The following is a 17,868-nucleotide window of genomic DNA, read 5'->3' on the forward strand; positions in this document are numbered from 1 at the left end:
CGGCTACACAGGTCCGTGTCTCATCCAGGCTCAGCGGTTGTGCCGGCCAGCTCGCGCATCCGCTGCAATACCGCATTCAGCCCATTGCTACGCGAGGGCGACAGCTGGCGCGACAGGCCCAATTGATTGAACCAGTCCGGCAAATCCACCCGTTGCAGCTCCTCGGCGGACAGACCGTTGACCCGCGCCAGCAGCAGGGCCACCAGGCCACGGATCAAGCGCGCATCGCTGCTGGCGGCGAACTGCCAGTGACCGTCTTGCAAGGTGCCCACCAGCCAGACCTGGCTTTCACAGCCATGCACCCGATTGGCCTCGACCTTGTCGGCTTCAGCCAGCGGCGCCAGGCGATCGCCCCATTGCATCAGCAAGCGTGCACGCTGTTCCCAGCCGGGAGCGCCCTGAAAACTGTCGAGGGCGGCCAGGGCTTCGGCGGGCAGGCTCATCGCAACAGCTCCAGGGCCTGATCGAGGGCCTCGAAGAAGCGCTCCAGGTCCTCGGAGTCGTTGTACAGCGCCAGCGACACACGGATCGCCCCGGCCAGGCCGAAGCTTTGCAGCAGCGGCATGGCGCAGTGATGCCCGGCGCGCACGGCAATGCCCTGTTCGGTCAGCAGATGCGCCAGGTCGGCGTTGTGCACGCCGTCGACTACGAAACTGACCAGCGCCAGCTGCGGCTTGCCCAGCAGGCGCAGGCCTTTGCGGGCCAGCAGGCCATGCAGCAGGTAGTCGTGCAGCGCAGCTTCATGGGCGCTGACGGCGTCCTGGTCCAGGCCGCTGAGGTAATCCAGGGTCGCGCCCAGGCCGATCACGCTGGCGATCGGCGGCGTACCGGCCTCGAAACCCAGCGGGGCGGGGCGGAAGCTGGCGTGCTGGTATTCGGCCTGCTGGACCATCTCGCCGCCAAACTGCCAGTGACGCAGGCCTGGCAACGCCTCGGTGCGCCCGTAGAGCACGCCGACGCCGTCCGGGCCATAGAGCTTGTGGCTGGAGAACACATAGAAATCGCAGCCCAGCGCCTGCACATCGTGGCGGCCGTGGACCACGCCCTGGGCGCCGTCGACCACGGTCAGGGCATGGTGCGCCTTGGCCAGGGCCAGCAGCTGCGGCAGGGGTTGCCAGGCACCGAGCACGTTGGACAGCTGGCTGACGGCCAGCAACCGGGTGCGCGGGCCGATCAGGCGAGCGGCGGCGTCGAGATCGATCAGGCCGTCGTCGTCCAGTGGCAGAACCACCAGGTTGAGGCCGCGACGGTGCGCCAACTGCTGCCAGGGCAGCAGGTTGGCGTGATGCTCCAGAGCGCTGATGACGATCTCGTCGCCCGGGTTGAATTGGTGTTCCAGGCCATAGGCCAGGAGGTTCAGCGCGGAGGTCGCGCCGTGTGTGAAGATAATCTGCCCGCTGTTACCGGCATTCAGCCATTGCGCCACCTTGTGCCGGCTGTTTTCGAACGCCTGGGTGGCGTGAGCGCCGGGCAGGTGTTGCGCGCGATGCACATTGGCCGCGCCATTGGCGTAGTAGTGCGCCAGGGCGTCCAGCAGGGCTTGGGGTTTTTGCGTGGTGGCGGCGTTGTCCAGGTAGGTCTGGTCCTGCCGTTGCAGGGCGGCGATGGCCGGAAAGTCAGCGCGCCAGGGGGAGGGTACAAGCATGGTGGCAGAACTCGTTTGAACAGGCCGGGCGCCGATGATAAGCGCCCGGCCGGTTGCAGTGGAACCGAATCGCTGCTTAGTTGTGAGCGTGCAGCGCTTCGTTCAGCTCGATGGCCGACTTGTGGGTCTTGCACTCCACGGCACCGGTCTCCGAATTGCGGCGGAACAGCAGGTCCGGCTGGCCGGCCAGTTCGCGGGCCTTGAGCACCTTGACCAGCTGGTTGTTCTCGTCCAGCAGCGCCACCTTGGTCCCGGCGGTCACGTACAGGCCCGATTCCACGGTGTTGCGGTCGCCCAGCGGGATACCGATACCGGCGTTGGCGCCGATCAGGCAGCCTTCGCCGACCTTGATCACAATGTTGCCGCCGCCCGACAGGGTGCCCATGGTCGAGCAACCGCCGCCCAGGTCGGAGCCCTTGCCGACGAATACGCCCGCGGAAACCCGGCCTTCGATCATGCCCGGGCCTTCGGTGCCGGCGTTGAAGTTGACGAAACCTTCGTGCATCACGGTGGTGCCTTCGCCGATGTAGGCGCCCAGGCGAATGCGCGCGCTGTCAGCGATACGCACGCCGCTCGGTACCACGTAGTCGGTCATTTTCGGGAACTTGTCCACCGAGAACACTTCCAGCAGCTCGCCGCGCAGGCGCGCTTCCAGTTGACGCTCGGCCAGCTCGCCAAGGTCGACCGCGCCCTGGTTGGTCCAGGCCACGTTCGGCAGCAGCGGGAAGATCCCGGCCAGGTTCAGGCCGTGGGGCTTGACCAGGCGGTGGGACAGCAGGTGCAGCTTCAGGTAGGCCTCCGGGGTGGAGGTCAGTTGGGCGTCTTCGGCCAGCAGGGTGGCGACCAGCGGGTTGTGGCTCTCGGCCAGGCGGGTCAGCAGCGCGGCCTGGGTGGCGTCGATGCTTTTCAGTGCTTCGGCCAATTGCGCCGCCTGGGCGGTGGTGAAGGCGATGGCCTGGTTGCCTTCGCTGTAGCCCAGTACCGGGGCGATGGCGGCAACGATTTCCGCGGATGGCTGGACCAGGGGGGCGGCGTAGAACACTTCCAGCCACGCGCCTTGACGGTTTTGAGTGCCGACACCAAAGGCCAGGCTGAACAGGGTAGTGGACATGCTGTTACCTCTTACAAAATTGAACGGGCAGGCGTTATTTGATTTCTGCCGCGTAGATATCGGGCTTGAAGCCAATCAGGGTTCGGTCACCGAGATCGAGCACCGGGCGCTTGATCATCGAGGGTTGCGCGAGCATCAGTTCGATCGCTTTCGCCTGGTCGAGATCGGCTTTGCGTTCGTCGTCGAGTTTGCGAAAGGTCGTGCCCGCACGGTTCAGCACCACCTGCCAGCCGTGCTCGTTGCACCACTGGGCCAGGTGTTCACGGTCGATACCAACCGCTTTGTAGTCATGGAAGTCATAGCTGACAGCGTGTTCATCGAGCCAGGTGCGCGCCTTTTTCATGGTGTCGCAGGCTTTGATGCCGAAAAGGTGCAACGTTTTGCTTGAAGCGGTCAAGGAATTGCCCCCTTTTGAGATGCTGGAGTTAAAGGTCACGGATTATGCCATGCCCGCGCTGGTTCGGCGTCGGCGAAGGCCCGGCTTTGTAGCTTTGTGTGACAGCGGCATGGGCCGCTTGCGACTTTTGTGCAGCGGCGAGGCCCGAGCTTAAGCGGCTAATATGGCACTTCGACGGTAACCTGTTGCCTGAAGTCTGCTGCTGATCGATTGGGAAAACCGCTTTATGCAAACCGCTTATACCGTCCTTATCCTGCTGATGCTGGTGAGTCTCTCGCGGCTGGTCGGACGGGTGATTCCGTTGCCGTTGCCGCTGTTGCAGATCGCCGCCGGGGCCCTGCTGGCCTGGCCCACCCTGGGGCTGCACGTGGCCCTGGACCCGGAATTGTTTCTGTTTCTGTTCCTGCCGCCGCTGCTGTTCTCCGATGGCTGGCGCATGCCCAAGCGCGACCTGTGGCGCTTGCGTGGCCCGATCCTGACCCTGGCTGTGGGCCTGGTGTTGTTCACCGTGGTGGGTGCCGGATATTTCATTCACTGGTTGCTGCCAACCATTCCCTTGCCGGTGGCCTTTGCCCTGGCGGCAGTGCTGTCGCCCACCGACGCCGTGGCGGTCTCGGCGATTTCCCAGAACCGCCTGCCGACGCCCTTGATGCACATGCTCCAGGGCGAGGCGCTGATGAACGACGCCTCCGGCCTGGTGACCTTCAAGTTCGCCCTGGCGGCGGCCGTGACCGGGGTGTTTTCCCTGGCCAATGCCAGCCTGACCTTTGTCTTGGTGGCCGTGGGTGGCCTGGCGGTCGGCGTGGCCCTGAGCTGGCTGGTGGGGCGCCTGCGTGCCTGGATGATCGCCCGCGGCTGGGATGACCCGGCGACCCATGTGGTGTTCATGCTGTTGCTGCCGTTCGCCGCCTACGTGCTGGCCGAGCGCCTGGGGGCCTCGGGTATCCTCTCGGCGGTGGCGGCGGGGATGATGCAGAGCTGGCTCGACCTGTTGCCCCGGCAGACCAGCAGCCGCTTGCTCAACCGCAGTGTCTGGTCGCTGCTGGAGTTCGCCTTCAACGGCCTGATCTTTCTGCTGCTGGGCCTGCAACTGCCCGACATCATCAAGGCGGTGGTCAGCCACGAAACCACCTTGTGGCCGACCCTGTTCTATCGCTGCCTGGATGTCGGGGCGATCTTCCTGGTGCTGCTGGTGCTGCGTTTCATCTGGGTGCAAAGCATCTGGCGCCTGTCCGGGCTGTTGCGCCGCTGGCGTGGCAAGGGCGAGCTGACGCTGGTGCCGACCGCGCGTTCCTGCTGGTTGCTGACGCTGGGCGGGGTGCGCGGGGCGGTGACCCTGGCGGGCGTCATGTCGGTCCCGCTGTTGCTGGGGGCGGGCGAGGCCTTCCCCGAGCGCGACCTGCTGATCTTCATTGCCGCCGGGGTGATCCTGTTGTCCCTGGTGGCCGCCTGTATCGCCTTGCCGCTGTTGCTGCGGGGCATCCAGAAGAGCCCTGACGAGAAGCGCCATGCCGAAGTGCGCGACGCCTGGCGCAAAACCGCCGAGGCGGCGATCCATGCCCTGGAGGCCGAGGAAGTGGCCGATGCGGCCAATTCACCGGATGCGGCCCAGGCAGCGCTGGCCACCGAGCTCAAGGGGCGGCTGATGTCGGAGTATCGTCATCAACTGGAGGTGTTCAACGATTCCGCCGAAGCCCAGGCGCTGGCGTTTCAGATGGACTTGCTGGAGCGCAAATTGCGTTTGAAGGCGCTGCGGGCGCAGCGGCTGGAGTTGTATCGGTTGAGCCGCCAGCACCAGATCGGCGACGACGTATTGCGCGAGGTATTGGGTGAGCTGGACCTCAGCGAGGCCAATCTGGGGCAGGTGAAATAACGTCAGCCCTGTCGTAGGAGCGAGGCTTGCCTGCGATGAAGACGACGCAGTACACCTGATGCACCGCGTTATCGTTCATCGCGAGCAAGCTTCGCTCCTACAGGCCAGCGTGGGTTATTTACGGCGCTGAACGAAATCCCGGATCCGCTCGGCGGCTTCCACGCATTCGGCCAAAGGTGCTACCAGGGCCATGCGCACTCGACCGGCGCCCGGGTTGCTGCCGTCGACATCACGCGACAGGTAAGAGCCCGGCACCACGGTCACATGCTCCTGTTCGAACAGGTCACGGCAGAACGCGGTATCGTCGCCCGCCACGTTCGGCCACAGGTAAAAGCTGCCATCCGGGCGCTGCACATCGAGCACCGGCGCCAGAATCTCCAGCACCGCATCGAACTTTTCGCGATACAGCGCGCGGTTGGCGCGCACATGCACTTCGTCGTTCCAGGCGGCGATGCTGGCCAGTTGGGTCTGAACCGGCATGGCGCAACCATGGTAGGTGCGGTACAGCAGGAAGCCCTTGAGGATGTCCGCGTCGCCGGCCACGAAGCCGGAGCGCAGGCCCGGCAGGTTGGAGCGCTTGGACAGGCTGTGGAACACCACGCAACGCTTGAAGTCCTGGCGTCCCAGCTCGGCGCAGGCAGTGAGCAGGCCGGGAGGCGGGGTCTGCTCGTCGAAGTACAGCTCGCTGTAGCACTCGTCGGCGGCGATCACGAAATCGTACTGGTCGGCCAGGGCGATGAGTTTCTTCAGGGTTTCGATCGGGATCAGCGCGCCGGTCGGGTTGCCTGGCGAGCACAGGAACAGGATCTGGCAACGCTGCCAGATCTCGGCCGGTACCGCGTCGAAGTCCGGGTTGAAGCCGTTTTCATCCAGGCACGGCAGGTAATGCGGCTTGGCCCCGGCGAGGAAGGCCGCGCCTTCGTAGATCTGATAGAAGGGGTTCGGGCTGACCACCAGCGCGTCGTCGCCACGGTTGACCACGGTCTGGGTGAAGGCGAACAGCGCCTCGCGAGTGCCGTTGACCGGCAGCACGTTGCGCGCCGGGTCGATCCAGCCGCCGGGTACGCCAAAACGTCGTTCGCACCAGTTGGCGATGGCTTCGCGCAGGGCTGGAAGGCCCAGGGTCGTCGGATACACCGCCATCTGGTCGAGGTTGTTGGCCAGGGCCTCGGCGACAAAGCTCGGCGAGCGGTGCTTGGGTTCGCCGATGGACAGCGCGATAGGGCGCTTGGCCGGGTTCGGCTGGACGCCGCCGAGCAGGGCGCGGAGTTTCTCGAACGGGTAGGGCTGCAGCTGGTTCAGAGCGTTGTTCATCGGTGCGGTGTCTCACTCAAAGCGGGTCGTGGCGCGTGGTCAGATGCTCAGGCGCGTCAAGGCGGTAGGCGGTTCGTGGCTGACGCTCAGCTGTTCGACGATGGCGTCCTGCAGTCGGCTGCACAGCTGGGGATCGGACAGTTGCTGGTTGTTCGCGTCGGTAATGAAGAACACGTCTTCCACGCGCTCGCCCAGGGTGGCGATCTTGGCGTTTTGCAGCGACAGGTCGAACTCCAGGAAGATCTTGCCGATGCGCGCCAGCAGGCCGGGGCGATCGGGAGCGCTCAGTTCGAGCACGGTGACCGGGCGCTGGGCGTCGTTGTGGATAGTCACTTGCGGCGGGAAGGCGAAGTGCTTGAGCTGACGCGGTACCCGACGCTGGATGATGGTCGGGTAGTCGTCAGGGTTGCGCAGGGCCTCGGTAAGGCCGTCGCGGATCTGCTTGACGCGTTGCGGGTTATTGCCGATCGAGCCGCCGTCGTTGTCGAGCACGATGTAGGTGTCGAGGGTGAACTGGCTGCTCGAGGTAATGATCCGGGCGTCGTGGATGTTCAGGTTCAACTGGTCCATCGCGGCCACGGTCACGGCGAAGAAGTCGTGCTGGTCCGGGGCATAGATGAAGATCTGCGTGCCACCCTCGAATTCGCGCTGGGTGGTTTCCTTGATCAGCACCAGCGGGCCGCCGTCGGCCGGCTGCTGGAGGATCGCGTCGCTGTGCCAGGCTACGTCGCCGGCGGTGTGGCGCAGGAAGTAGTCGTCGCCCAGTTGCGCCCAGAGCTGCTCGACATCGTCCGGGTCGGTGCCGGCGCGGACCAGGATGTCCAGGGCCGCGCTTTGTGTCTGGCGGATCTGCTCTTCGCGGTCCACCGGGTTTTCCAGGCCGCGGCGCAGGGCACGCTTGGTCTCGGTGTAGAGCTGGCGCAACAGGCTGGCGCGCCAGGAGTTCCACAACGTCGGGTTGGTCGCGTTGATGTCGGAAACCGTCAGCACGTACAGATAGTCCAGGCGGGTCTGGTCGACCACGACCTGGGCGAAATCATGGATCACCTGCGGGTCGGACAGGTCCTTGCGCTGGGCGGTGGTCGACATGACCAGGTGGTTCTGTACCAGCCAGACGATCAGGCGGGTGTCCCACAGCGGCAACTGGTGGCGGATGCAGAAGGCTTCCGCGTCCACGGCACCGATGTCCGAGTGGTCGCCGTGCCGGCCCTTGCCGATGTCGTGGTAGAGCCCGGCCAGGTAGATCAGCTCGGGCTTGGGCAGCTTGGCCATGAGCTTGCTGGCCAGCGGGAATTTCTCCGAAACCTGGGTGTACTGCAGTTTGCGCAGGTGCTTGATCAGGTTCAGGGTGTGGGCGTCGACCGTATAGATGTGGAACAGGTCGTGTTGCATCTGCCCGACGATATGGCCGAACTCCGGCAGGTAACGCCCGAGAATGCCGTAACGATTCATCCGCCGCAGGTTGCGGTGAATGCCGATCTCGCACTTGAACAGTTCGATGAACAGGCTGGTATTGCGGATGTCATGGCGGAAATCGTCGTCGATCAGGTGGCGATTTTCGCGTAACAGGCGAATGGTGTCGGCGCGTACGCCCTTGATCTCCGGGTGCTGGGCCATGAGCACGAAGATTTCCAGCATGGCGAACGGCGTGCGGCGGAACACGTTGGCGTTGATCGCCTCGATGTAGCCGTCGTGCAGCTGGAAGCGCGAGTTGATCGGCTGCGGCGGTGCTTCGTCTTCCGGGGCGAGGATGACTTCCTCGAAATGCTGGATGATCAGGTCGCTGAGCTGGGCGATGCTCATCACCACCCGGTAGTACTGCTGCATGAAGCTTTCGATGGCCTGCTTGGCGTCGTTGCCTTCGAACCCCAGCAACTTGGCGATCGAGCGCTGGTGATCGAACAGCAGGCGGTCTTCGGCGCGCCCGGCGAGCATGTGCAGGGCGTAGCGGACCTTCCACAGGAACTCCTGGGACGAGGCCAGCAGCGCGTTCTCGCTTTCCACCAGGAAACCTTCGCCGGCCAGGGCCCGCAGGTTCAGCGTGCCGTACTGGCGACGGGCGACCCAGAGGATGGTCTGGATGTCCCGCAGGCCGCCGGGCGAGCCTTTGACGTTGGGTTCCAGGTTGTATTCGGTGTCGTTGTACTTGTGGTGCCGCGCCTTCTGTTCGGCGCGCTTGGCCAGGAAGAAGTCCTTGCTCGGCCACATGTGCGCGGTGCTGGTGACGTCGAGCATGCGCTGGCGCAGGCGTTCGGGGCCGCAGATGGTGCGGCTTTCCATCAGGTTGGTAACCACCGTCAGGTCGGCGCGGGCCTCTTCGGCGCACTCCTCCACCGAGCGCACGCTTTGCCCGACTTCCAGGCCGATGTCCCAGAGCAGGGTCAGGAAGCGCTCGATGGAATCGCGGAAAACCTCGTGGTCGGCGCTGTCCAGCAGGATCAGCAGGTCGATGTCCGAGTAGGGGTGCAGCTCGCCACGACCGTAGCCGCCGACCGCCACCAGGGCGATGTCGGCGTCTTCGCTCCAGTCGAACTGGTCCCAGGCCTTTTGCAGGATGTTATCGACGAACCAGGCGCGGTCCTCGATGAGCCGGCGGATATCCCGTCCGCTGCGAAAGCGCTCGTCGAGCACTTCACGTGCCTGACGAATGGCTTTCTTGAAGGCGGCGATAGGGCTTGCCTTCAGTGCCAGTTCCGCCTGGAACTGGCCGCGGTCGAACAATTCGGGATCCACCTGCGGCATCGATTGGCTTTCCTTTCTATCTATAGGTAAGGGCGCAGTTGCGTGGATCAGGCCGAGACGCGGGGGATGGTGTCATCGCTGCGCAGGGTGAAGATCTCGTAGCCGGTCTCGGTCACCAGCAGGGTGTGTTCCCACTGCGCGGAGAGCTTGCGGTCCTTGGTGATCGCGGTCCAGCCGTCGCCCAGCACCTTGGTGTCGGCCTTGCCCTGGTTGATCATCGGCTCGATGGTGAAGGTCATGCCGGCTTTCAGTTCCATGCCGGTGCCGGCGCGGCCGTAGTGCAGGATCTGCGGCTCTTCGTGGAACACCTTGCCGATACCGTGGCCGCAGAACTCGCGAACTACCGAGAAGCCATTTTTTTCAGCGTGCTTCTGGATGACTTCGCCGATGTCGCCCAGGCGGCAGCCCGGCTTGACCAGCTCGATGGCCTTGTACATGCATTCCTGGGTGATCTGCGACAGGCGCTCGGCCCAGACCGGCACGGTGCCGACGTGGAACATGCGGCTGGTATCGCCGTGGTAGCCGTCCTTGATGACGGTGACGTCGATGTTCAGGGTGTCGCCATCCTTCAGTGGCTTCTCGTTCGGGATGCCGTGGCACACCACGTGGTTGATCGAGGTGCAGATGGATTTGGGGAAACCCTTGTAATTCAAAGGCGCGGGAATCGCGTGCTGCACATTGACGATGTAGTCGTGGCAGATGCGGTCCAGCTCTTCGGTGGTTACACCGGGTTTGACATGCTCGGCAATCATTTCCAGCACTTCGGCGGCCAGTTTGCCGGCGACACGCATTTTTGCGATGTCCTCGGGAGTTTTGAGGGTGACGGTCATACAGGCTCTCTTGACGCTCAGTGGCGCGGATAAACACGGAATGGCTTGAAAACGGTGTGTCGAAGGCAGAGCCCGCTGTGGGGTCGCCGCGCTTTCAAAAGCCTCAAAGGTGCGATTCTAACAGAGCCCAGGGGCAAATCTGAGGCTCTGTGCGTCGCTTCTTTCTATAACAGTGGAGCATTCTGGTCCGATTCCAAGGGGGGGCGCAAAAAGCGCTCCGGGGGAAATGAGAATCCGGGTTCCGTTTTTACCCTTCTTGTGGTATAAAATGCGCCGCTTTCCGGGGATGCCCCGAAAAGCCTAAACCCACACACGTGTCGACACGATGACCTGGGTGCCCTCAGCACAAGCTGTTGGTTGGTCATTGGGATACGTGGAGGCCTAACCCGACTTATTAAGGAACTATCATGTCCCAAGTCAACATGCGCGATATGCTGAAGGCCGGTGTGCACTTCGGTCACCAAACCCGTTACTGGAATCCGAAAATGGGCAAGTACATTTTCGGCGCGCGTAACAAGATTCACATCATCAACCTTGAAAAAACCCTGCCAATGTTCAACGAAGCTCTGACTTTCGTAGAACGTCTGGCCCAGGGCAAAAACAAGATTCTGTTCGTCGGCACCAAGCGTTCCGCTGGCAAGATCGTTGCTGAAGAAGCAGCACGTTGCGGTTCGCCGTACGTCGATCACCGCTGGTTGGGCGGCATGCTGACCAACTACAAGACCATCCGTGCTTCCATCAAGCGTCTGCGTGACCTGGAAGTTCAGTCGGAAGACGGCACCTTCGCCAAGCTGACCAAGAAAGAGGCGCTGATGCGCACTCGCGATCTGGAAAAGCTGGATCGTAGCCTGGGTGGTATCAAGGACATGGGCGGTCTGCCTGACGCGCTGTTCGTGATCGACGTTGACCACGAGCGCATCGCGATCACCGAAGCCAACAAGCTGGGTATCCCGGTCATCGGCGTTGTCGATACCAACAGCAGCCCGGAAGGCGTTGACTACATCATCCCAGGCAACGATGACGCCATTCGCGCCATCCAGCTGTACATGGGTTCGATGGCTGACGCCGTGATCCGTGGCCGCAACAACGTTGCTGGCGGCACCGAAGTATTCGCTGAAGACGCTCCAGCGCCGGCAGCTGAAGCCTGAGTAACTGACGCTTAGCGTTTACTCAGTACGCAAAAAGGGGGCTAGGCCCCCTTTTTGCCACCTCGGAAATCATTTACCGATGGCGCCCCTGCAGTTCTTGTCATGTGCGGCGGCTATCAAGGGTTTTCGAGAGCGCAGCTCAAGAATTGATCGCCCGTTGAGTCGGGTGGAATGGTTGAAAACCTATCCAAGAGGAATTTGAAAATGGCAGAGATTACTGCAGCGTTGGTTAAAGAACTGCGCGAGCGTACCGGCGAAGGCATGATGGACTGCAAGAAAGCCTTGACTAAGGCTGGCGGCGACATCGAGAAAGCCATTGATGACATGCGTGCTTCGGGCGCCATCAAGGCTGCCAAGAAGGCAGGCAACATCGCTGCTGAAGGCGCCATCGCCATCAAGGACGACGGTAAAGCCGCCGTTCTGCTGGAAGTCAACTCGCAGACCGACTTCCTGGCTCTGCAGGATGACTTCAAGGCATTCGTTGCTGCCAGCGTGGAAAAAGCTTTCGCTGACAAGCTGACCGACGCCGCTCCGCTGATCGAAGCTCAAGAAGCCGATCGCCTGGTGCTGGTTGGCAAGACTGGCGAGAACGTCAACATCCGTCGTCTGGCTCGCGTTGAAGGTGACGTGGTCGGTACTTACCTGCACGGTAACAAGATCGGTGTTGCGGTTGTCCTGAAAGGCGGTTCCGTGGAGCTGGCCAAGGACATCGCCATGCACGTGGCTGCAAGCAACCCTGAGTTCCTGCTGCCATCGCAAGTTTCCGCTGAAGCCATCGAGCGCGAGAAGGCCGTGTTCCTGCAGCTGAACGAAGACAAGATGAAAGGCAAGCCAGCCGAAATCGTTGAAAAAATGATCGGTGGCCGTATCAGCAAGTTCCTGGCCGAAGCCAGCCTGGTTGAGCAAGCTTTCGTCAAGGATCCAGAAATCACCGTAGGTGCCCTGGCCAAGAAAGGCGGCGCTGAAATCGTTTCGTTCACCCGCTTCGCGGTAGGTGAAGGCATCGAGAAGAAAGAAGACAACTTCGCTGAAGAAGTTGCTGCACAACTGGCTGCTGCCAAGCAACAGTAAGACGGTTTTTCAACTGTCGCCGAAAGAGGCTGCCCGCTCACGCGCGCAGCCTCTTTTCAAATGGGGTAGCCAATTTAATTGGTTGCCTTCGGAACCGGTTTACAAAGTCGTGTTCTGATGGCGCTGTGACAGCGTCAAGCTAGAGTGAACGCAGGCTGCAAACAGCCTGCAGAGAATTTTTAAAATACGCCGCAGGAGAGATTCGCAATGGCTCAGCAGGGCAGTGGTTATCAAGCTCGCTATAAACGCATTCTACTCAAGCTTAGCGGCGAGGCCCTGATGGGCTCGGAAGAGTTCGGGATCGACCCTAAGGTGCTGGATCGCATGGCGCTGGAAGTCGGCCAACTGGTGGGTATCGGCGTTCAGGTCGGCCTGGTCATCGGCGGTGGCAACCTGTTCCGTGGCGCGGCGCTCAGCGCGGCCGGCATGGATCGGGTAACAGGCGACCACATGGGCATGCTGGCCACTGTGATGAACGGCCTGGCCATGCGCGACGCGCTGGAACGTGCGAACATCTCGGCGATCGTCATGTCGGCCATTTCCATGGTCGGTGTGACCGATCACTATGACCGTCGCAAGGCGATGCGTCATCTGAACTCCAAGGAAGTGGTGATCTTCGCTGCCGGTACCGGCAACCCGTTCTTCACGACCGACTCCGCGGCATGTTTGCGGGCGATCGAGATCGATGCCGACGTAGTGCTCAAGGCAACCAAGGTTGACGGCGTGTACACCGCAGACCCATTCAAAGACCCGCATGCCGAGAAGTTCGATCATCTGACCTACGATGAAGTACTGGATCGCAAGCTGGGTGTCATGGATCTGACGGCGATCTGCCTGTGCCGCGACCATAAGATGCCATTGCGCGTATTCAACATGAACAAGCCCGGCGCCCTGCTGAACATTGTGCATGGCGGCGCTGAAGGAACCCTGATCGAGGAAGGCGAACAATGATCAACGAAATCAAGAAAGACGCCCAAGAGCGCATGAAGAAGTCCCTGGAGTCGCTGGCTCATGCGTTCGGCCAGATCCGCACTGGCAAGGCGCACCCGAGCATTCTGGGTAGCGTGATGGTGCCTTACTATGGCACTGACACTCCGTTGAGCGGTGTGGCCAGTGTTACCGTGAAAGACTCTCAGACCCTGCAGGTGGTGCCATTCGAGCGCAACATGCTTGGGGCAATCGACAAGGCCATCGGCAGTGCTGGCCTGAACCTCAATCCGACCAATCTTGGCGAGCTGCTGCTGATCAAAATGGCGCCGCTGACTGAAGAAACCCGCAAAGGCTTCACCAAGCAGGCGCGTGCCGCTGCTGAAGATGCCCGTGTTGCTGTGCGCAATATTCGCCGCGATGCCTTGGGTGAACTGAAAAAACTGTCCAAGGACAAGGAAATCAGTGAAGACGAAGAGCGTCGCGCCGGTGCTGAGATCGACAAGCTGATCAAAGAGTTCGAGGCTCAGATCGCTAAGGCAACTGACGAAAAAGAAAAGGACCTGATGGCCGTATAAGGGTCGGGCTTTAAATGGACAAGACCAAGCAGAGTGCGCCGTCCTCGGTGCCGCGCCATGTCGCGATCATCATGGATGGCAACAATCGCTGGGCGAAAAAACGCTTCATGCCCGGTGTTGCCGGGCACAAGGCGGGTGTGGATGCCGTGCGGGCGGTGATCGAGGTCTGTGCCGAGGCCAGGGTCGAGGTGCTGACCCTGTTTGCCTTCTCCAGTGAGAACTGGCAGCGGCCGGCCGATGAGGTCAGTGCCTTGATGGACCTGTTCTTCAAGGCGTTGCGTCGCGAGGCCAAGCGCCTCAACGAGAACAACATCAGTCTGCGCATCATTGGCGATCGTTCGCGTTTCCATCCTGAGTTGCAGGCGGCGATGCGCGAGGCAGAGGCATTGACCGCGGGCAGTGACCGCTTCATTCTGCAGATCGCCGCCAACTATGGCGGTCAGTGGGATATCGCCCAGGCCGCTCAGCGCCTGGCGCGGGAAGTTCAGGCAGGGCACCTGCGCCCTGACGACATTACCCCCGAGTTGTTGCAAACCTGCCTGGCGACTGGCGACCTGCCGTTGCCGGACCTGTGCATTCGCACGGGGGGCGAGCACCGCATCAGCAATTTCCTGCTCTGGCAGCTGGCTTATGCCGAGCTGTACTTCTCCGACCTGTTCTGGCCGGACTTCAAACACGATGCCATGCGCGCCGCGCTGGCCGATTACGCTTCTCGCCAGCGCCGCTTCGGTAAAACGAGCGAACAGGTCGAAGCTGGAGCCCGGGTTTAATGCTCAAACAACGAATCATTACTGCGCTGATCCTGCTGCCGATCGCCTTGTGCGGTTTTTTCCTGCTCGAAGGTTCCGCCTTCGCCCTGTTTATCGGGCTGGTGGTGACCCTCGGGGCCTGGGAGTGGGCGCGCCTGGCGGGTTTCGAGGCTCAGCCGACCCGTATTGCCTACGCAGTAGTGGTCGCTGCGCTGTTGTTCCTGATGCAGCTGTTGCCGGGTATCGCGCCTTGGGTGCTTGGTGCAGCGGTGCTCTGGTGGGGGCTGGCGACTTTCCTGGTGCTCACCTATCCGCGTACCAGCGAGCATTGGGCCGGTGCCGCGGCCAAGCTGGTGATCGGTCTGCTGATTCTGTTGCCGGCCTGGCAGGGCCTGGTCTTCATCAAGCAGCAGCCTTTGGGCAACTGGTTGATCATGGCGGTGATGGTGCTGGTCTGGGGCGCTGATATCGGTGCCTACTTCTCCGGCAAGGCGTTCGGCAAGCGCAAGCTGGCGCCGCAGGTCAGCCCGGGCAAGAGCTGGGAAGGGGTGTACGGTGGTCTGCTGCTGAGCCTGGCGATCGCGGCAGTGGTGGGGTTGGTTGCGGGCTGGTCCTTCGGGCAGATCATCCTTGGCTTGCTCGGAGCGGCTATCGTGGTGTTCATCTCGGTGGTCGGCGACCTGACCGAAAGCATGTTCAAGCGCCAGGCCGGGATCAAGGACAGCAGTAACCTGCTGCCGGGTCATGGTGGCGTGCTCGACCGTATCGACAGCCTGACCGCGGCCATTCCGGTATTCGCCGTACTGTTGTGGATGGCTGCGTTGTGAGCCGCCCACAGCAGGTTACGGTTCTCGGGGCCACCGGTTCTATCGGCCTCAGCACGCTGGATGTCATTGCCCGCCATCCCGAGCGTTATCAGGTCTTTGCCCTGAGTGGTTTCAGTCGTCTGGCCGAGTTGTTGGCGCTGTGTATTCATCACGCTCCCCGTTTTGCTGTCGTCCCGCATATCGCTGCCGCGCGCAGCTTGCAGGAAGACTTGCGCAATGCCGGTTCGCGCACCCGTGTACTGGTGGGCGAGGAGGGCTTGTGTGAAGTGGCGTCCGCCCCTGAAGTCGACGCGGTCATGGCGGCTATCGTCGGTGCCGCGGGCTTGCGTCCGACCCTGGCTGCCGTCGAGGCCGGCAAGAAAATTCTCCTGGCCAATAAAGAAGCGCTGGTCATGTCCGGCGCGCTGTTCATGCAGGCGGTGGGCAAGAGTGGTTCGGTATTGCTGCCCATCGACAGTGAGCACAACGCCATCTTCCAGTGCATGCCTGCGGACTTTTCCCGTGGGTTAAGCCATGTGGGGGTGCGGCGTATTTTGCTGACTGCATCCGGTGGCCCATTCCGCCAAACTCCGCTGGCCGAGCTGGAGCGGGTAACGCCCGAGCAGGCGTGTGCCCACCCCAACTGGTCCATGGGGCGCAAGATTTCCGTCGATTCGGCCAGCATGATGAACAAAGGCCTTGAGCTGATCGAGGCGTGCTGGCTGTTTGATGCCAAGCCTGCCCAGGTCGAGGTGGTGATTCATCCTCAGAGCGTGATTCACTCGCTCGTCGATTATGTGGACGGTTCGGTGCTGGCCCAGTTGGGCAACCCGGATATGCGCACGCCGATCGCCAATGCCCTGGCCTGGCCGGAGCGGATCGACTCCGGCGTGCCGCCGCTGGATCTGTTCGCTGTGGCGCGCCTGGACTTCCAGGCGCCTGATGAGGAGCGGTTCCCGTGCTTGCGCCTGGCGCGCCAGGCCGCGGAGGCTGGCAACAGCGCCCCGGCCATGTTGAATGCCGCCAACGAGGTAGCTGTCGCCGCGTTTCTCGAACGGCGCATCCGCTACCCCGAGATCGCGAGTATCATCGAAGAAGTTTTAAGCCTTGAACCGGTTGTCGCAGTCGATGAACTGGGCGCCGTGTTCGCGGCGGACGCCAAAGCCCGTGCCCTGGCTGAGCAGTGGCTGGGTCGCAACGGCCGGTAAAGTTGCGACAAGCCCGAGCGTATCGGTACTGGATAGGATTGCGGAGAAAGTAGATGAGCGCGCTCTATATGATTGTCGGCACCCTGATCGCCCTGGGTGTGCTGGTCACCTTCCATGAATTCGGTCACTTCTGGGTGGCGCGCCGTTGCGGCGTCAAGGTTCTGCGTTTCTCCGTGGGCTTCGGCATGCCGCTGCTGCGTTGGTATGACCGGCAAGGTACCGAATTCGTGATTGCCGCCATTCCGCTGGGTGGCTACGTGAAGATGCTCGACGAGCGCGAAGGTGAGGTGCCCGTCGACCAGCTCGGTCAGTCGTTCAATCGCAAGTCGGTACGCCAGCGTATCGCCATCGTTGCCGCCGGTCCTGTCGCCAACTTCCTGCTCGCGTTGGTGTTCTTCTGGGGGCTGGCAATGCTCGGTACCGAGCAGGTGCGTCCGGTCATCGGCAGTGTCGAGTCTGGAAGCATTGCCGCCAAGGCTGGCCTGAGTTCCGGCCAGGAAATCGTTGCGATCGATGGCGAGCCCACCGTGGGGTGGTCGGCGGTCAACTTGCAGCTGGTTCGGCGTCTGGGCGAAAGCGGCACCTTGCAGTTGTTGGTTCGCGAGCAGGGTTCGACCGCCGAATCGCCCCGCGAACTGGTGCTCGATAACTGGCTCAAGGGCACCGATGAGCCAGATCCTATTCGTTCCCTGGGGATTCGCCCCTGGCGTCCGGCGCTCGCTCCCGTTCTGGCCGAGCTCGACCCGAAGGGCCCGGCCCAGGCGGCGGGCCTGAAAACCGGCGATCGCTTGCTGGCGCTGGATGGCCAGGTGCTGACCGATTGGCAGCAGGTCGTCGACTGGGTGCGTGTACGTCCTGATACCAAAATTGTGCTGCGCGTCGAGCGTGAGGGTGCTCAAATCGACGTCCCGGTGACCTTGGCCGCGCGGGGTAAAGAGAAGGTTGCCAGTGGTTATCTGGGGGCTGGGGTGAAGGCCGTCGATTGGCCGCCGGAAATGCTTCGCGAGGTCAGTTATGGTCCGCTGGCTGCTATTGGCGAAGGTGCCCGGCGTACTTGGACCATGAGCGTGCTGACCCTCGACTCACTGAAGAAAATGTTGTTCGGCGAGCTCTCGGTAAAAAACTTGAGTGGACCGATAACCATTGCTAAAGTGGCGGGCGCTTCTGCCCAGTCGGGCGTTGCTGATTTCTTGAATTTCCTTGCTTATCTGAGTATTAGCCTAGGGGTTCTGAACTTGCTGCCCATTCCTGTACTGGATGGGGGGCATCTGTTGTTTTATCTGATCGAGTGGGCGCGTGGTCGTCCCTTGTCGGATCGGGTGCAAGGTTGGGGGATACAGATCGGTATCAGCTTGGTGGTCGGGGTGATGTTGCTTGCCTTGGTCAACGATCTGGGTCGTCTGTAACGCTTCGCTGAATTGCGAATCTGCCGCATTTTGCGGCAGTTTCTTTATTGCCAGTTGGAATAA

General features: G+C 62.0%; 16 protein-coding genes. 9 read left to right on the forward strand and 7 right to left on the reverse strand.

Annotation, left to right across the window (positions count from 1 at the left end):
• Positions 1–20: 20 nt before the first annotated feature.
• From IF690_RS06635 to IF690_RS06650, 4 genes are all read right to left on the reverse strand, one after another.
• Positions 21–443 (reverse strand): SufE family protein, encoded by a 423-nt coding sequence (locus IF690_RS06635; protein WP_202699364.1) that lies wholly within the window; start codon positions 441–443, stop codon positions 21–23.
• Complete coding sequence (locus IF690_RS06640; protein ID WP_202699366.1) at positions 440–1,645, reverse strand: aminotransferase class V-fold PLP-dependent enzyme; 1,206 nt, start codon at positions 1,643–1,645, stop codon at positions 440–442. The genes IF690_RS06635 and IF690_RS06640 overlap by 4 nt, the downstream gene beginning before the upstream one ends.
• Positions 1,646–1,721: 76 nt before the next feature.
• Positions 1,722–2,756 carry a 2,3,4,5-tetrahydropyridine-2,6-dicarboxylate N-succinyltransferase gene (dapD, locus tag IF690_RS06645; protein ID WP_202699368.1) on the reverse strand — a complete coding sequence of 345 codons (1,035 nt, stop codon included), beginning with the start codon at positions 2,754–2,756 and terminating at the stop codon, positions 1,722–1,724.
• Positions 2,757–2,790: 34 nt separating this feature from the next.
• Positions 2,791–3,099 carry an arsenate reductase gene (locus IF690_RS06650; protein ID WP_231999350.1) on the reverse strand — a complete coding sequence of 103 codons (309 nt, stop codon included), beginning with the start codon at positions 3,097–3,099 and terminating at the stop codon, positions 2,791–2,793.
• A gap of 280 nt (positions 3,100–3,379) precedes the next feature.
• Between IF690_RS06650 and IF690_RS06655 the strand changes: the two genes are divergently transcribed.
• A complete protein-coding gene (locus IF690_RS06655) occupies positions 3,380–5,026 on the forward strand; it encodes a Na+/H+ antiporter (RefSeq protein ID WP_202699370.1) in 1,647 nt (548 codons plus the stop codon).
• Positions 5,027–5,140: 114 nt separating this feature from the next.
• Here IF690_RS06655 and dapC read toward each other — a convergent pair whose 3' ends face one another.
• Genes dapC through map form a run of 3 tightly spaced genes read right to left on the reverse strand, consistent with a single transcriptional unit; the run spans position 5,141 to position 9,912 of the window.
• Positions 5,141–6,340, reverse strand: a complete 1,200-nt coding sequence (gene dapC / locus IF690_RS06660) for a succinyldiaminopimelate transaminase (protein WP_202699372.1) — start codon at positions 6,338–6,340, stop codon at positions 5,141–5,143.
• Between the two features lie 39 nt (positions 6,341–6,379).
• On the reverse strand, positions 6,380–9,082 hold the full coding sequence (locus IF690_RS06665; protein ID WP_202699374.1) for a [protein-PII] uridylyltransferase: 2,703 nt from the start codon (positions 9,080–9,082) through the stop codon (positions 6,380–6,382).
• A 47-nt stretch (positions 9,083–9,129) separates the two neighbouring features.
• Positions 9,130–9,912, reverse strand: coding sequence for a type I methionyl aminopeptidase (gene map, locus IF690_RS06670; RefSeq protein ID WP_009047211.1), 783 nt, complete (start codon positions 9,910–9,912; stop codon positions 9,130–9,132).
• 407 nt (positions 9,913–10,319) lie between these two features.
• Here map and rpsB point away from each other — a divergent pair, with 407 nt between their 5' ends.
• The 8 genes from rpsB to rseP all read left to right on the forward strand — a co-directional run bounded on the left by rpsB (position 10,320) and on the right by rseP (position 17,805).
• Positions 10,320–11,060, forward strand: coding sequence for a 30S ribosomal protein S2 (rpsB, locus tag IF690_RS06675; RefSeq protein ID WP_007924078.1), 741 nt, complete (start codon positions 10,320–10,322; stop codon positions 11,058–11,060).
• A 204-nt stretch (positions 11,061–11,264) separates the two neighbouring features.
• Complete coding sequence (gene tsf / locus IF690_RS06680) at positions 11,265–12,131, forward strand: translation elongation factor Ts (protein WP_009042383.1); 867 nt, start codon at positions 11,265–11,267, stop codon at positions 12,129–12,131.
• 207 nt (positions 12,132–12,338) lie between these two features.
• Positions 12,339–13,082: a UMP kinase gene (gene pyrH, locus IF690_RS06685; RefSeq protein ID WP_007924076.1), complete on the forward strand. Its 744-nt coding sequence runs from the start codon at positions 12,339–12,341 to the stop codon at positions 13,080–13,082.
• Complete coding sequence (frr, locus tag IF690_RS06690) at positions 13,079–13,636, forward strand: ribosome recycling factor (RefSeq protein WP_202699388.1); 558 nt, start codon at positions 13,079–13,081, stop codon at positions 13,634–13,636. Before pyrH ends, frr begins: the two co-directional genes overlap by 4 nt.
• Positions 13,637–13,650: 14 nt before the next feature.
• Positions 13,651–14,406, forward strand: coding sequence for a polyprenyl diphosphate synthase (uppS, locus tag IF690_RS06695; RefSeq protein WP_202699396.1), 756 nt, complete (start codon positions 13,651–13,653; stop codon positions 14,404–14,406).
• Entirely contained in the window at positions 14,406–15,212 is an 807-nt protein-coding gene (locus IF690_RS06700; protein ID WP_202699398.1) for a phosphatidate cytidylyltransferase, read from the forward strand. Before uppS ends, IF690_RS06700 begins: the two co-directional genes overlap by 1 nt.
• Positions 15,209–16,399 (forward strand): 1-deoxy-D-xylulose-5-phosphate reductoisomerase, encoded by a 1,191-nt coding sequence (ispC, locus tag IF690_RS06705; protein WP_202699400.1) that lies wholly within the window; start codon positions 15,209–15,211, stop codon positions 16,397–16,399. Before IF690_RS06700 ends, ispC begins: the two co-directional genes overlap by 4 nt.
• A gap of 53 nt (positions 16,400–16,452) precedes the next feature.
• Positions 16,453–17,805, forward strand: coding sequence for a sigma E protease regulator RseP (gene rseP / locus IF690_RS06710; protein ID WP_202699401.1), 1,353 nt, complete (start codon positions 16,453–16,455; stop codon positions 17,803–17,805).
• Positions 17,806–17,868 lie beyond the last annotated feature (63 nt).

It is taken from the genome of Pseudomonas sp. SK3(2021) (genome assembly GCF_016772375.1).
GTDB lineage: Bacteria > Pseudomonadota > Gammaproteobacteria > Pseudomonadales > Pseudomonadaceae > Aquipseudomonas > Aquipseudomonas chlororaphis_I.